This window comes from Psychrobacter sp. MF31 (assembly GCF_012847335.1).
In the GTDB taxonomy this organism is placed as follows: domain Bacteria; phylum Pseudomonadota; class Gammaproteobacteria; order Pseudomonadales; family Moraxellaceae; genus Psychrobacter.
Genome location: NZ_JABBDX010000005.1, coordinates 97,409 through 113,177 on the forward strand (window position 1 = coordinate 97,409; position 15,769 = coordinate 113,177).

12 protein-coding genes are annotated in these 15,769 nt (G+C 45.9%); 8 read left to right on the forward strand and 4 right to left on the reverse strand.

The features are described from left to right. Window positions 1-44: 44 nt before the first annotated feature. Window positions 45-1,298 carry a TerD family protein gene (locus tag HF322_RS08060; protein ID WP_169392897.1) on the reverse strand — a complete coding sequence of 418 codons (1,254 nt, stop codon included), beginning with the start codon at window positions 1,296-1,298 and terminating at the stop codon, window positions 45-47. Between the two features lie 191 nt (window positions 1,299-1,489). Between HF322_RS08060 and HF322_RS08065 the strand changes: the two genes are divergently transcribed. From HF322_RS08065 to HF322_RS08090, 6 genes are all read left to right on the forward strand, one after another. Next, window positions 1,490-2,572 carry an ATP-grasp domain-containing protein gene (locus tag HF322_RS08065; RefSeq protein ID WP_169392898.1) on the forward strand — a complete coding sequence of 361 codons (1,083 nt, stop codon included), beginning with the start codon at window positions 1,490-1,492 and terminating at the stop codon, window positions 2,570-2,572. Beyond that, complete coding sequence (locus HF322_RS08070; RefSeq protein WP_169392899.1) at window positions 2,569-3,699, forward strand: NYN domain-containing protein; 1,131 nt, start codon at window positions 2,569-2,571, stop codon at window positions 3,697-3,699. The genes HF322_RS08065 and HF322_RS08070 overlap by 4 nt, the downstream gene beginning before the upstream one ends. A 43-nt stretch (window positions 3,700-3,742) precedes the next feature. Further along, window positions 3,743-4,969, forward strand: a complete 1,227-nt coding sequence (locus HF322_RS08075; RefSeq protein WP_169392900.1) for a phosphoribosyltransferase domain-containing protein — start codon at window positions 3,743-3,745, stop codon at window positions 4,967-4,969. A 41-nt stretch (window positions 4,970-5,010) separates the two neighbouring features. After that, window positions 5,011-5,835, forward strand: a complete 825-nt coding sequence (locus HF322_RS08080) for a hypothetical protein (RefSeq protein ID WP_169392901.1) — start codon at window positions 5,011-5,013, stop codon at window positions 5,833-5,835. Continuing rightward, window positions 5,832-6,968, forward strand: coding sequence for a cysteine protease StiP family protein (locus tag HF322_RS08085; RefSeq protein WP_169392902.1), 1,137 nt, complete (start codon window positions 5,832-5,834; stop codon window positions 6,966-6,968). Before HF322_RS08080 ends, HF322_RS08085 begins: the two co-directional genes overlap by 4 nt. Window positions 6,969-7,052: 84 nt before the next feature. Further along, window positions 7,053-8,105, forward strand: coding sequence for an HpcH/HpaI aldolase/citrate lyase family protein (locus HF322_RS08090; RefSeq protein ID WP_169392903.1), 1,053 nt, complete (start codon window positions 7,053-7,055; stop codon window positions 8,103-8,105). On the opposite strand, the gene HF322_RS08095 is transcribed toward HF322_RS08090, so the two are convergent. Next, window positions 8,087-8,932, reverse strand: coding sequence for an alpha/beta fold hydrolase (locus tag HF322_RS08095; RefSeq protein ID WP_169392904.1), 846 nt, complete (start codon window positions 8,930-8,932; stop codon window positions 8,087-8,089). The genes HF322_RS08090 and HF322_RS08095 overlap by 19 nt on opposite strands. Before the next feature lie 252 nt (window positions 8,933-9,184). Between HF322_RS08095 and HF322_RS08100 the strand changes: the two genes are divergently transcribed. After that, window positions 9,185-9,982 carry an enoyl-CoA hydratase/isomerase family protein gene (locus HF322_RS08100; protein WP_169392905.1) on the forward strand — a complete coding sequence of 266 codons (798 nt, stop codon included), beginning with the start codon at window positions 9,185-9,187 and terminating at the stop codon, window positions 9,980-9,982. Window positions 9,983-10,023: 41 nt separating this feature from the next. Next, entirely contained in the window at window positions 10,024-10,434 is a 411-nt protein-coding gene (locus HF322_RS08105; RefSeq protein WP_169392906.1) for a hypothetical protein, read from the forward strand. A 124-nt stretch (window positions 10,435-10,558) separates the two neighbouring features. On the opposite strand, the gene HF322_RS08110 is transcribed toward HF322_RS08105, so the two are convergent. Next, a complete protein-coding gene (locus tag HF322_RS08110) occupies window positions 10,559-12,769 on the reverse strand; it encodes a PhoX family phosphatase (RefSeq protein WP_169392907.1) in 2,211 nt (736 codons plus the stop codon). A 199-nt stretch (window positions 12,770-12,968) separates the two neighbouring features. Then, the gene (gene acnB / locus HF322_RS08115; RefSeq protein WP_169393063.1) at window positions 12,969-15,572 is read right to left on the reverse strand and encodes a bifunctional aconitate hydratase 2/2-methylisocitrate dehydratase; all 2,604 of its coding nucleotides are present in this window, start codon (window positions 15,570-15,572) and stop codon (window positions 12,969-12,971) included. Window positions 15,573-15,769 lie beyond the last annotated feature (197 nt).

Genomic DNA, 15,769 nt, shown 5'->3' on the forward strand with positions numbered 1-15,769 from the left:
TTTTAATCTCAGCCCACCATAAGCGTGGGCTGATTTTTTGCTTCCTACTTACGACCGCGCTTCCAGTTAAAGCCCCAATTAAAGGCTTTGTCCATATACTGATGACCTTGAAAATACTGGTCGATGCGTTCAACGTTAATACTGCCGTTTTGGTTGACCAGTCGTGCGATCGCGCACATCGGCAGGTTACCCGCCCCTTCAGTAAGCCGTGTTTCAATCGGTAGCTGCTCCGGAACATAAATCGTCACCACGCCGTCTGTCTGCGACCAGTTCGGAACGCCATCGTAAATAAAGGCAAAAATCAGCACCTCATCAATCTGCGACCAGTTGGCACCATTAATATCAAGCCACTCGCCGCCAGAAACTTGACCGGTTCGGTCATCGCCGCGAAGGCAAACAAACGGCGCGCGCTGCAAATCACCAAAGTTACCGCCAAGCGCTTGAATTAAGGTTTTGTCGCCATTTTTTAGCGAAATCATTGCTCCCAAGTCCAAATCCACGCTTGCCGAGCTGCTGCTTTGTTTAAATAAATCGCTTAAGCGACCTTTTTTGGGCGCTTGCGATGGGCTGCCCCCTTGATTCCAGTTCAAATTGATGGAGATTTTGCCAAAGTTATCGCGTTTTTGTAGGTTGATGGTCGATTGATTTTTGGTTAAGGTGATTTTGCTTAAGTTAACCGTTGGCGCTGGTGGCGGCGTGCTTTTTTGCGTATTAACACTTGAGTTTGCAGGGGTTGGATTGATTCCTGAAGATTGGTTTTGAAACGAGTTTTGTGAAGCATTTTGCGACGTTGGTTGCGGATTGTCCGCAATGTCAACCCCAAAATGCTCAGACAACGGCTTTAATCCGCCATCAAACCCTTGAGCGATAAAACGAAACTTCCAAGCGCCTTGACGTTTGTAGCATTCGGCTAAAATCATCGCCTTTTCACTGCGATTATCAGCGCTTAGCGGACAATTTAAAATGAGCGTTTGACCTTGAAACACTTGAATATCAATGTCGCCTAAAGTAGATAATGGCTTGTCACTTGAAAACGCGATCGCGATTTTTTCAATCGCCGCAGGTTGAGCGGTTAAATTAATATCAAAAAAACCATCAGCATCATGACCGCGAAAGCTGATACTGCCATCATCCGCGCGCGTTTGATTATAAAAAATCATATCGTTATCACCGCGAACTTTTCCCGCGCTCGTCAAGCGATACGCGGCGCAATCAATCGGCAATTGGCTTAAAATACGAACGCTAATCGTGTCATTTGGCAGCGCAGCATTAGCACCAGCAACTAAAGTTTGACTCATAAAGCCCCCTTTTTTTAAAAAATTAATTAACTAAAATCTGATTTACCCTATAGTAGCATGGGCGCTTTGCAATAGCTTTATTCAAAAGAAAGTTTGGCTTTGACTGTCACCCATTAGCGCAATCGACTATAATTCACTATTAGAAAAATTTAAAAAATAACTTTTGGCGCACCGATTTAGAGCAACTTTTTATGAGCAATGATTCATCTAGCACCCTGCCTGCCGTTTGGCTTGCCGAGGGTCAATCCAGCCAGCGCGATATGCTGCAAAGTTTGCAGGCGTTGAAAGCCAAATCAACCTTAAAATTTACCATCATTGCTTCGCACCGCCACCACCGACCTGAGATTTTTGAATTTGCCGATAAAGTCTATATCGAGCCAAAAGATGATGACGAGAACGCCTTACCGCGATGGCAATTTGTGCTCAATCACGCCCGCGACAATAACGTCAAAGTGCTGCTGACGGGTCGCAACAGCATCGATTATGAAGCTCACCGCGATGAGTTTACTCAAGCTGGAATTCGTTTGTTAACGGGAGCCACGTCAACGAAAAACCTTGCCGCCATCGATGACAAATTTGCCTTTATGCAGCATTGCCAAGCTCATGATATTGCCGTGGCGACCGCTTGGCGCTTTGAAACGCTTGCTGAGCTGCAAATTTTATTAGCCGAACATGGTGATGAACCGCTTTGCGTCAAGCCGGTTAGCGGGATTTTTGCACAAGGGTTTTGGCGACTTGATACGGGAGCCACCAACGCTTACGACAGCTTTGAGCACCTGTATTTTACCGACGATAAAAAAATCCATCTTGATCAGTTTATCAGTGCTTATGAGCACAGTAGCATGGTTCAAAATAAGCCCATTCCGATGCTGCTGATGCCCTACTTGTCCGGTCAAGAGTTTTCGATTGATGTGGTTTGTGAAAATGGCGAGATTTTAGCGGCTATCACCCGCCATAAAACCGATAAAATTCAACATATTGGGCTTGATGATTCGGTGATGTTGGTTGTCACGCCTTTGATTCGCGCGTTTGGCTGTGATGGTATCGTCAGCGTTCAAACCAAAGCGGATGTTGATGGCAATCACCACGTCCTTGAAATCAACAGCCGACCCTCCGGCGGTATTGGTTACACAAGCTATAGCGGTATTGATTTGACCCAAATTGGCTTTGGCTATTGGCTTGGACTTACCTCAAAACCGGAGTTAGCGACGATCCGACAGCAGATCAAACCATGCCAAGTTCGAGCGATTACGGTTGGGGTAAAAATTGAATGACCAGTAAGCTTGCTCAAACTGCTGCCAAATTAAATAATATTGCAGTGCTAATTGACGCTGATAACACCTCTGCCAAAAGCATTGGTGATGTTCTTAAAAGAATTGCCAATCTTGGAACTATTGGCTGCAAAAAAGCATTTGGCGATTGGAGCTGCGCGCATTTGCAACACTGGCAGCCAGAGCTTTTGACCCATGTTATTGACCCTGTTCAGCAATTTGCCTTTATTAAAGGCAAGAATACCACCGACATTGCGATGGTCATTGAAGCTATGGATTTGCTTTATAGCCAAGCTTTTGATGGCTTTTGCTTGGTGTCAAGTGATAGTGACTTTACGCCGCTTGCCATTCGGATTCGCCAAAATAAAGTTAAAGCCATTGGCTTTGGCAAAAAAAATACCAATGAGGCTTTTATCAAGTCTTGCGATGATTTTTATTATATTGAGAATTTAACCTTAACAACAACCATAACCGAATCCACAACGCCAACGCCAAGCGACAACTTAAAAGCCGTAGTAAATACGCCAAGCCAACCTGCATCCAATCAATCTGTCGTGCAAGCTTGGACTGGTCAGCAAATAAAGTGCGATGTTAAATTGTTAAATAGTTTGCGCGATGCGGTCAATGACCATCCTAAAACTACTAAAGATGGTTGGGTCAATATCAGTCAGGTTCATCAACAGTTGAAACAAGCTTTGCCAGAATTTCAGACTAAAAATTACGGTTACAGTAAATTTACAGGCTTTATCAAAGCCATTGATTTATTTGAAACTAAATCTCATAAATCAACCATTTATGTTCGTCAAAAGGTTAGTCAACATAAAGCAGCCTCTATTTCAGAAATAAATCGTCAACCCTCAATACCACGATGGTCAACCGAAAAACTTCAAAAACAAACCCATTTTACCAGTGTCATTAATAAATTGATTCAAGAAAATCCAAGCTCTGATAATGGTTGGACGGCGCTTTCTTATATTGCGAGCCAAATCAAGCAAAACCATCCTAATATCGACTGGAAAAAATACGGCTTTGCAAAATTTTCAGAACTAATTTCAGCTTTAGCGATTTATAATATACAAAAAAGAAATCAAGCCGTTTTCATTCAGCAAAAAACTAAAATACCTTTATAATCGCTGATTTACCAAAATGAAATTTTCGGAAGCGCTTTAGAACATGACTCAAAACCTTAATAGCCCATCACAACTCAAAGTTACCCTCCCCCGAGGCACACTTAATTTAACCTACCAAAGCAACCCAGATGTTGATAACAGCTACGATATTAGCGACTTATTAGATTTTGCTCAGCGGATTAACCCAAAGCGGGCATTTTTGTTTGTCTCCAAAGTCCTTGGTCGGCATATTCCCGTTGCTCCAAGTGTAATGCGCCGCGCCTTTAGCGATTTGGCAAGCTTAATCCCAGATGATTTGCCCGAGCCTATTTTGGTACTTGGCATGGCAGAAACCGCCGTTGGGCTGTCCGCAGGCGTCCATCAAGTGCTGCAATCGCGCTATCCTAATGCGCTGCTCCTAAACTCAACCCGCCACGCCTTTGCCGATCCTAATGCTAAATTGCTCGCCACTTTTAGCGAAGATCACAGCCATGCCAGCCGCCATCTCATTTATCAAAGTGATGATGAGCAAACGCAAAGCGCAATTTTAAATACCAAAACGCTGATTATGGTTGATGATGAAGCTTCAACGGGAAATACTTGTCGAAACGTGGTCAATGCGCTAACAGAGGCAGGACTCAATCAGCTTGAGCTAGTACATTTAGCAACGCTCGTCGATTGGTCGCTTGACTCAGCAGCAGATCTTCAGGACACAAAAGATATCCATTTTTTTCGGCAGCATTTATTAGCCGGCAATTGGCAGTGGTCGGACGCGCCAAACCCCACTCCTATCACGATGCCAAGATTGGATACCACAGCAGCAGGGTCTAAGCCTGTATTGCCAACGGGAAATTGGGGACGGCAGCCAACTCTTGATAGCACATCAGGATTTGGCAATTATTTAGCCAATTTTTGGGACAACTTTTCGCGCAAATTTGGCGACAATGCGCCGCTTCCTAACAGAATATTGATGCTAGGTAGTAACGAATTTGTTTGGTTGCCGTTTTTATTGGCTGAAAATTTAGAACAAGAGGCTAAGCTGCAAAGCTCAACGCACCAAGTTTGCTTTAGCGCCCTCACCCGATCGCCGATTGCGATGGGCGGGGCGATTTCCGCAACGTTAAGCTTTCGTGATAACTATGGTTTGGGAATGACCAATTTTGTTTATAATGTCGAGCCAAGCGCTTGGGAGTTGATCGTGCTTTGTGTTGAGACGCCCACTGATAGCGTAGATGAACTTTGGCGAAATTTGGACAACGTGCTGATTGTTAGCCCTGAGCCATCGTTTTAGCTATTTTTTAACTGACTTTTAATAAACCATTGAGCCAAACCATGAGTGCGTCATTTTTTAGCCCTAGTTCGAACGTCATTTTGCCATACGCCTTTATGGATTTGGACGATACCTTATTTCAAACCAAGCGCAAAATTAACGCTTGGCAAATGGCGACAGATGAAAATACGCTAGTTTGTGCGGCGGTTAATAAGCAAAAGGAGCCGCTGAGCTTTATGAGCGCTCGGCAAAATGCTTTTGTCAATTGGCTATTTGCCAGTACCGAATTAATCGCCGTGACCGCTCGCGATAAAGACGAAATCCGGCGTGTCAAACTGCCCTTTGCCAGCTGGCAAGTGCTGACCCATGGCGCGCTGATTATGACTTCTGAGGGCGCGCCGCTCAAAATTTGGCAAGAAAAAATGCAATTAGCGCTCACGCCTTTGCAAGATAAATTAAATTCGCTGACTGACTTGATTCAGCAATTAAATAATGATGAGTTGACTTTTACACCGCATATTGACCATTTTTGCGATGAGGAATTGATGATTTATTTAGCGATTAAACATCCGCAAAAAGACCATGACGCGCTTGCAACTTTGGCAAAAAAACTGCCGCTACTGATCCCTGATTTTGCTGATGATTTTTATATTCATGTCAATGCCAACAATTTAGCAATTTTGCCCAATGCCATTCATAAAAAAAACGCGGTAAGTTTTTTGCTTGAAACTTATTTAGACCCAAACCGACCGAGCTTCGGTTTTGGCGACAGCTTGGCGGATTTGCCGTTTTTACAGGGTCTTGATTGGTATGGTATGCCAGCTCGCGGTCAGCTTCATGACCATTTAAACGCCTCTATTCAACCCAAGCGGAATAATATTAAATGACAAAAATCAATGAGTTTGGGTCAGGAAGCTATTTGCCAAGTGATGTCACGGTACTGCTTGAGGTGGTGGATAGAGCAAGCGTGATGGATGTGCCGACCGTGCAAAAAGAGGCGTTAATTCAAAGTGGTCAGCGTCATTATTCTGAAATGCTCACCCTTGAGACTGCGCCGACGCCAGAGCATTTGGCACTATATCAATTGGCACTTGATAATGGCAAAAATAGAATGGCTGCCGAGATTGACAATTTAACGGCAACGCTGGCGGCAATTTTTAACAATAAAATCAATACCGATCAGCCATTGATTTTAGTCAGTCTTGTTCGGGCAGGGTTACCCATTGGCGTATTATTGCAGCGCGCACTGAATGAAAACAAGGTTCCAAGTCGGCATTTTGGTTTAAGTATTTTGCGCGGTCGTGGTCTTGATTTGGCGGCATTACAGCTTATTTTGCAAAACTTTCCAAAAAGCCCTATTGTTTTTGTTGACGGTTGGACGGGAAAAGGCGCGATTTATGATGAGCTTGCCAAAAGCCTTTCGCCATTTAACGATCCAAATCAGGACCATTTTAGCCAAATCTTTCATCAAGGTAACAACGTTATTCCGCTATTAACCCTTGCCGATCCTGCCGGCGTAGCTTGGTTGTCGGCAAGTTCGGACGATTGGCTGATTCCTTCGGGGCTATTAAATAGTACGGTTTCAGGGCTGATTTCGCGAAGCTTATTATCGGCAGAACCCTCAAGGCTGCATCGCTGTATCATTTACGATGATTTGAAAAATGCGGACAAAAGCCTTGATTTTATTGATCAAGTTGATAGTGAAAGACAACAGTTAACTCAATCGCCGATCATTTTGCCGACTTATTCTCAGCCACGATACGCGACCAAAGCCATTATTGTTGAGTTGGCAAATCAATATCATATTAGCAATCGCAACCGAATTAAACCCACGATTGCGGAGGCAACGCGAGCCATTTTGCGCCGTGATCCTGATCGCGTATTGCTTGCAGCAGTAGCGCATCCAGACACCGCCTTGCTTCGGCATTTATGCGCGGCGCGTGGTATTGCCGTAGATGTGGTGGGCGATTTTATTTTACCGTACCAAGCGATAACATTAATTAAGCAACGAGCGACTTAATTTTAAGTATAAGCTTTTTAACGCAAAACTTTTAATATAAGCTTTGATTATTATATTTTAACTTTAACTTTTGTGATGACTGCAATGCCCGATAACCTTGCCCACCTAAAACCGCAAACCCAGTCTTTTTCGTCCGATATCGCTGAGCGCCATGATGTGCCGATGTCGCATGCCCATCATCCCTATCAACTTGGCGCAAGCTTATATATGCCAGCGACGCGCCAAGATATTTGGCAGGTGATCAAGCGCGATAAATTGCCGACGATTAACAGCATTATCATTTGCCTTGAGGACGCGGTCAGCCACAGCGACGTGGACATGGCGCTTACGCAGTTGCAAACGCTGCTGTCCACGTGGCAATCGCACCGCCATAGCATCAGCAACCCTAGCCAGCCAGCGCCGCACGCCAAACCTCCTATCAGACCGCTGGTATTTGTCCGACCAAGACATCCTGAGATGCTCAGCCAACTTGCCGACTTTGAGCATATTGAACTCATCGACGGCTTTGTGTTGCCAAAAGTCGATTTGTATACCTTACCCAAGTGGCGCTTGGCTTGCGCGGCGCACCATGCCGAGCAATTATTAATGCCAACGCTTGAAACAGCGGCGCTATTTAACCCGCAGCATAATAATGATTTGGCGATTGCCTTTAAAAAGGCGTTTCATCAACCGATATTTGCGCTGCGAATCGGCGGCAATGACTTATTTGCTGCCCTCAGACTGCGCCGACCAAAAGACAGCATCGTTTATGAGACGCCCGTTGGCATGCTTGCTTATCAGCTGCTTGGCTGCTTTGTGCCGCACGGCTTTTATTTGTCCGCGCCGGTGTTTGAGTATCTCGACCAGCCCATGCTATTTATGCAAGAATTAAATCGCGATGTCAGCCTTGGGTTGGTGGGCAAAACGGTCATTCACCCAAGCCAAATTGCGCTCGTTCAGCAAGCGTTTTGCGTTCCAACCAGCATTTTAGAAGAAGCTCAGCAGATTTTGCACGTTGAAGCCAAAGCAGTATTTAAGTTTAACAATACCATGCTTGAGCCTGCCACGCACCGCACTTGGGCAACTGAAATTATCAATCGCGCTGAAGTTTTTGGTACGATTAACGACAGCCATAGCGATTATAAACCGCTGCTATAACCGTTTGCAGATTCAAAATTGAGCTGACTTAAAAACTTTTGAATGACCGCATTTACTTGATCTGGGGCTTCAATGGTTGAGCTGTGACCGGCGCAAGCGATCATGGCAAGCTTTGATCCTGCAATGGCAAAGTGCATTCGCTCCGATTTGCGATAAGGTGTGGCTTTGTCATCCATACCAGCCACAATCAGCGTTGGCGTTTTAATTCGCGGCAATTGCTCAAAAACGCCTTCGCGCTCAATCACCCCAAGCGTGGCTCGGGTGACGCCCATTTTATGGTTATTCTGCATGCACGCTTGCCAAGCTTTGCACTCACTTTTTCGGGACTTATCGGTTAAAAACGCCTCACCAAACATAATTGGCATGACCTTTTTACTCACCCTGCGCATCCCAAGCCAGCGCAAACTTGCCAAAAATTTTGAATATTGCGCAACTTTTGCAGTCTCTTCAGGATCAGCCGTGGTGTTCAATAGCATCAGCGAAGATAGTCGCTCAGGAAAATCAATCGCCAATCGCAGACCAACAAAGCCGCCCATTGACAACCCCAAAAAGTGACAGCGTTCGATATTGAGCACATCCAAAAGCGCCACCACATCGCGCGTTAAATTGTCCATATCATAGCCGTCTTTGGTGATCTGTGAGCGACCTTGACCGCGAAAATCAAACGCAATGCAGCGAAAGTGATCACTTAGCGCGGCAATTTGCGGGTCAAACATTCGCAAACTCCAAAGTAGACCGTGAGCAAAGACTATAACTGGTTTATTATTATCTTGAGGGGCGCTGTCTTCATAATAAATGTTGGCACCGTTCAGCTCAACTTGGGGCATAACGTCATCCTTGATCATAATTGGCAATATTTTTCTTTAGCATAAATCACAATGCCCGCTTTGAATAGCGCAATTCAAGACGAAATGAAACTTTTTATTTAAGGCAGGTAATTTTTAAGCAAGCTTTATCTTTTTTTAGACGCATGGCTTACAATTGCGGATTTTTCTTCCTGCATCAACCTGATATAGTCAGCTTAAACAAGCCGTTTGTGATCCACGCACCCATTGCCAAAACAAGAATAAGGAATCGTTATGCCCACTGACCTTGTGACCTATCAGGTTGCCGACCATATTGCGACCATTACCATGAACGATCCGGCAACGCTCAATGCCATCAGCACGCCTATGAAAAATGCGCTTATGGCGGCGCTTATTGAGGCTGACAGCGATGATGGCGTTCGGGTGATTGTCCTTCAAGGCAGCAATCAAAACTTTTCAAGCGGCGGTCACATTGGTGAGATGCTTGAAAATGGCACAAAAACCGAAGCTTTGGCAGAAAAAATTGAAGCGATGGTCAGTGGCGTTGCCGAGCTGAGCTTAAAATTGCGAACCGTTTATAAGCCCATTATTGCCAAATTAGAAGGCGCGGTGGCAGGAGCGGGAATGAACTTGGCACTCACTTGTGACTTTCGCATTGCAAGCGACAATGCCAAATTTGTGCAAGCCTTTGTTAATATTGGCTTAATTCCAGATGCCGGCGGCATTTATTTATTAACTCAGCTGATTGGTGCGGCAAAAACGACCGAGCTTGTGATACTGGGTGACAAATTGACGGCAGAGGACATGAAACGGCTTGATTTGGTCAACGAGGTGACAAGTGCAGCGCATATTGATGATTGCACCCAACATCTTGCCAAGCGCTTAAGTCAACTGCCAAGTAAAGCCCTTGCCACCATGAAAGATATGATTAATACTCATGCGTTTATGGGACTCAATGAAGCGCTTGATATGGAAGTCCATCAGCAAACAATGATGGCACAAACGGCAGATTTTAAAGAAGGCATCAGCGCGTTTATGGAAAAGCGCACGCCGAATTATCAAAATAAGTAAGCTAATTTTTGACAAGTTAATCGTAAAATTTAAGGCTGACTATGAAAAAATACATAATCGGATTTGGCTTAACTTTGCTTGCCTCAACGGCAATTGCAGACTCGTTTTGGAATCATAACGGCTCCATCATGCGACTGTCGGATTATGGCAATGAGCGCGTGTTTTCCTATGAGCATCCGTCCGCAAAAATGCAAAGCGCAGGCGTCAGAACTGGCGACGTCTTATTTAATGGCGTTCGGCGCGGCGATAAATATTTTGGAACGGCGCGCGTTTTTTCTAAATATTGCAATCATAGCCTGCCCTATAAAGTCAGCGGCAATGTTTACAAAGGTTCTAAAGTGGTATTGACGGGAACACGACCTAGCTATGATACCGGCTACAACAAAGGCTGTTTGCCAAACGGTAAAATGCGAACGGATACGCTGGTTTTTACGTATATCAGCTCTGAATAATCAGAAAAAGCTTGCCAATTGAATAAGGCAGCTGTTCAAAAAACGGCTCACAGGCTTCAAATATCAGCAAAAAAAGGGCGGCTCAGTTAAATGACCGCCCCATTGTTTTATCTAAAAGGGCAAATTATGCTTGATTGACCGACTCAGCAAGGATCACATCGCCGTCATCTTTGGTAATCATCACGGTTGCTGATCGCGGTGTGCTGCCACCGGCAACCGCGCCCCACGACTCCTCTGGGTGCTGAATATTAATAAATAAGGTTTTAAAATCGGGTGTTAGCGTAATCCCTGTGACCTCGCAGCCTTTTGGTCCCACAAAAAAACGCTTAATGGTGTCCTCAGTGGCCGTTTTGCCCATAATTGTAGCTTGATTGGCTGAGGTGATGATTGGCGCGCCATCTTTAACTTGACCTGGCAACGCGGCAAGCAACATGCAGCTGCTGGTATCGGTATAAGCGCCGTCATCGGTCTGAATCCAAAGCACGCCGCGCGGATCAAAATACAAGCCATCGGGCGATGAAAAGTCATTCTTCACCGTTAATGCCGATAGGTTCTCCGACGCCAACTCATTTGGGGCGGCAAACAAATAGATATCCCATTCAAAGCTTGTTGCGGCATGGTCGCCGCCAGTTTCTGACCAGCGGATGATATGACCGTTATCATTGCCGCGGGCTTTATTACCGACACGATAGCTGCGCGGATTTGACGCGCTTAACGGCTGATCGCTTTTCTCGCCGCGATACTTATTGTTGGTCAAAGTCACATAAACTTCACCGGTAATTGGACTCACAGAAACCCACTCAGGGCGATCCATTTTGGTAGCACCAAGCGCGTCCGCTGCCGCCCGAGCAAAAATAAGTACCTCATCTTGACCATAAAAAGGCTGCTCGCTATTGGACAAATCTAAGCCATTTTGACCATAGACCAACGAGCGCCACTCACCGCGACCATCTTCATGGAACACAGCAACATAAAGCGTGCCCTTATCCATATATTTGTCGCCTGCTTTTAAGCCGCCGCCGATGTCTTTATTTGACCAAAGCGCGCTTGAGACAAATTTATAAATATATTCGCCGCGAGCATCATCACCCATATAAAACACCACCGGCTTGCCTTCAATGACGGGCGCATAAGCACAGTTTTCATGAGCAAAGCGCCCCAATGCCGTACGTTTTTTAGGAGCAGAACTTGGGTCAAACGGGTCAATTTCGGTGATATAACCAAACGTGTTAAAATTGTTGCGGTAATCCTCGCTCGCGCTTGCAGCAACAGCCGTCATATCCCAACGCGAAAACTCATCTTCAAAAATTGCCTCGCCAGCAGCAGGCGTATGCCAAAGGTAGCCGTTGCCCGCAAAATTAGGATTAGCACCATAGCGCGCTCGACCATAGTTTTGAGCTGCCGTAAGCTTACTGTCATCTTGACCACGCGCAAAAACGCCTACAAAATTTTCTTCTGTGGTCAGATACGTGCCCCAAGGTGACAGCCCTGCCCCGCAGTTGTTATTAATGCCACGCGTTTGGTGACCGGTTGGATCAAACTTTGTCTTTACCCAATCCGATCCTGCGACAGGTCCAGCCAATTGCGTCACCGTACTGCTGGTAATCCTACGATTGTATTTAGACACTGGCACCAACTCATAACCTTTTCCATTACCGCGCTTTCGAAGTTCAGCAACACAAACCCCATGACAGTTGACCTCACGGCGAACATCACTTGCCAATCGGCGCTTTTGAAAAATAGGCGCAGCGTTGTTATTGTCTAAAACCTTATACCCAAAAGGACTGAGCTCTTCGCTGTTCACATACTCATGATTCATCACAAGCAGCCCATTGTCCGATACTTTTGGATGATACGAGCTGCCTTGCTTGCCAAAAAACCACATGCCATCATGATTGTCACCCACACGCCACTCAAACGACTCAGCGGACAGCAAGCGATCATCACGCCAGTCCTCAAGCCCTGGCATTAGCGGCGTTCCAAGCGGCAAAATCATCTCAGCGGTATAACCCTCGGCAACGCTCATTTGTGCCGCTGTTGAGTGCGCCACCGCGTTAAATTTTAGTGAGTTGGGTCGACTCAAATTGCCCGACGCTGGAATAGCCGCTTGGTTATCTCCACTGGATGGAATCAGGTTGTCGCCTTCATCGTTTTGACAACCCACCAACGGCAGCGCCCCAAAAAATGCAGCTGCGGTCAGCCCCGCCCCACCCTTTAACAAACTTCGGCGCTGCAATCGGCGGCTGATGACCGTTTGAAAGTCAAGGTTATTGGTGGGATTTGAGTCCTCAATCATTTCATGAGCAAGATTTTTTGGCGGGCTTAGTTGAGTCATAATAACTTACCTTGCAATTAGCGGGATAAAAATAGCAAATAAAAATCAGCACTATTAGTGATATGCCAAAGCTTACGCAGGGTTTATGACAGGGTAATGAAAAGTTTGGAAATAAAATAAGCAGTCGCCCATAAAAAAACCCCAAACGATGAAGTTTGGGGTTTTGTTAAATCATTAAAGCAAATGTCTGTTTAAGCGATTAAGTCAACTGCGCCACATCAATTTTATCAGCTTCATCGGTGTAAGTTGCCATACGATCAAAGTTCATATATTTATAAACTTCACCGCTCATGCTGTTGAGCATTCCAGCGTATTGCTGATATTCATCATTCGTTGGCAATTTACCAAGAACGGCGGCAACTGCAGCAAGTTCAGCGGAAGCCAAATAAACGTTTGCGCCTTGACCTAAACGGTTCGGGAAGTTCCGCGTTGAGGTCGAAACCGCCGTTGATTTTGGTGCGATTCGAGCTTGGTTACCCATACAAAGTGAGCAGCCTGGCATTTCAGTTCGCGCGCCGGCTTGGGCGTAAATGTTGTAGTAGCCTTCATCCATCAATTGACGTGCGTCCATTTTGGTTGGCGGCGCAATCCAAAGCCGAGTTTTCAAGCTTCCTGCTGGAACTTCTTGCAACAGTTTTCCTGCCGCGCGGAAGTGACCGATGTTGGTCATGCACGAGCCGATAAAGACTTCATCAATGCTATCGCCTGCTACATCAGATAGGGTTCTAGCGTCATCTGGATCATTCGGGCAGCAAAGGATCGGCTCTTTGATCTCGCTCATATCGATGACCATATCGATGGTATATTCGGCATCGCTGTCTGCGCGCATGAGACTTGGGTTGGCAAGCCACTCTTGCATTGCTTCAATGCGGCGACTGATAGTTCGCGCGTCGCCATAGCCTTCAGAAATCATCCATTTAAGAAGCGTGATGTTTGAATTCAAATACTCTTTTACCGACTCTTCAGAAAGGGTAATCGTACAACCTGCGGCACTTCGCTCCGCTGATGCGTCCGACAATTCAAACGCTTGCTCAACCGTTAAATTCTCAAGACCTTCAATCTCAAGAATACGACCGTTAAACTCGTTGATTTTGCCTTTTTTATCAACGGTTAAATAGCCCTCTTTAATGGCTTGATAAGGAATGGCATGAACCAAGTCACGTAACGTGATGCCAGGCTGCATTTCACCGACAAAACGAACGCGAACCGATTCTGGCATATCCAGCGGCATGACGCCCGTTGCAGCAGCAAACGCCACAAGACCAGATCCTGCTGGGAAGGAGATTCCCATTGGGAAGCGGGTATGCGAGTCGCCGCCTGTGCCTACCGTATCAGGAAGGAGCATTCGGTTCAGCCAAGAGTGAATGATGCCATCGCCTGGGCGCAAGCTGATGCCGCCGCGGTTCATGATAAAATCAGGTAAGGTATGCTGAGTTTCAACGTCAACTGGCTTTGGGTAAGCAGCGGTATGACAGAATGACTGCAACACCAAGTCCGCTTGGAAACCAAGACAAGCCAAGTCTTTTAATTCATCACGGGTCATAGGTCCTGTGGTATCTTGTGAACCCACCGTGGTCATTTTTGGCTCGCAGTACATTCCAGGACGAACGCCCTCTAAGCCGCAAGCTTTGCCCACCATTTTTTGCGCTAAAGTATAGCCGCGACCGGTATCAACGGGCTCTTCAGGTTTGGCAAAAATTTCAGAGTGACCCAGTCCTAGATACTCGCGAGCACGATTGGTCAAACCGCGACCAACAATAAGCGGAATTCGACCCCCAGCGCGGACTTCATCAAGTAGCGTTGGTGAGTTGAGTTCAAACGTTGATAAGACTTCGTCTGAGTCGTGTTTAGTGATTTTGCCTTCATAAGGATAGATGTCAAATACATCGCCCATTTCTAGCTTTTCAACATCAACGCTTTCAATCGGTAATGCGCCTGAATCTTCCATGGTGTTAAAGAAAATCGGTGCGATTTTACCGCCCAATACCAAGCCGCCGCCGCGTTTATTCGGAACGTTTGGAATGTCATCGCCCATCAGCCAAAGGACCGAGTTGGTTGCTGACTTTCGGCTTGAGCCAGTTCCGACCACATCACCCACGTAAGCCAGTGGGAAGCCTTTTTCTTTAAGCTTGTCAATTTGGGTCATAGGACCGCGAACACCTTCAACGTCAGCAATGATGCCGTCACGTGAGTTTTTGTGCATTGCCAAAGCGTGAAGTGGAATGTCAGGGCGACTCCAAGCATCTTGCGCTGGTGATAAGTCATCGGTATTGGTTTCACCAGTGACTTTAAACGTGGTATAGGTTGATTTTTTAGGAACTTCTTTACGCGTGGTGAACCACTCGGCATCCGCCCAAGATTGCAACACTTCGCGAGCACAAGCGTTTCCGGCTTCCGCTTTTTCAGTCACATCGTGAAACGCGTCAAACACGAGCAAGGTTTTTTTCAGCGCATCGGCAGCATCTTGAGCCACTTCTGCATCATCAAGTGCTGCAACCAACGGCTGAACGTTATAACCGCCTTGCATCGTTCCTAAAATTTGAACGGCTTTTTGCCTAGATATTAGTGGAGAGGTGGCTTCACCTTTAACAATCGCAGCTAAAAACGCAGCTTTCACATAAGCGGCTTGGTCAACACCCGGTGGGATTCGGTTTTCAAGCAAATCCATCAAAAAGGCATCTTCACCAGCTGGAGGATTTTTAAGCAGCTCAACCAAATCAGCTACTTGATGCTCGTTTAGTGGCAGAGGAACAGTCCCCAGCTCGGCACGTTCTGCGACATGTTTACGATAAGCTTCTAACACGATAGTCGTCCTCTCGTTGGTCATCGCGCGCCGTGTAAGTGGTCAAAATACCTGCCTGCTGACGCGCAAGATGGATGAATTATAGGTATTAATATACCGTAATTGGGCTAAAAAGTTAATGACCTGCCCACCAATTAACTGCCATAGCCAACATTTATTAAAAAAATGAGTGGTATTTTTAACTAAACTTACCCCAC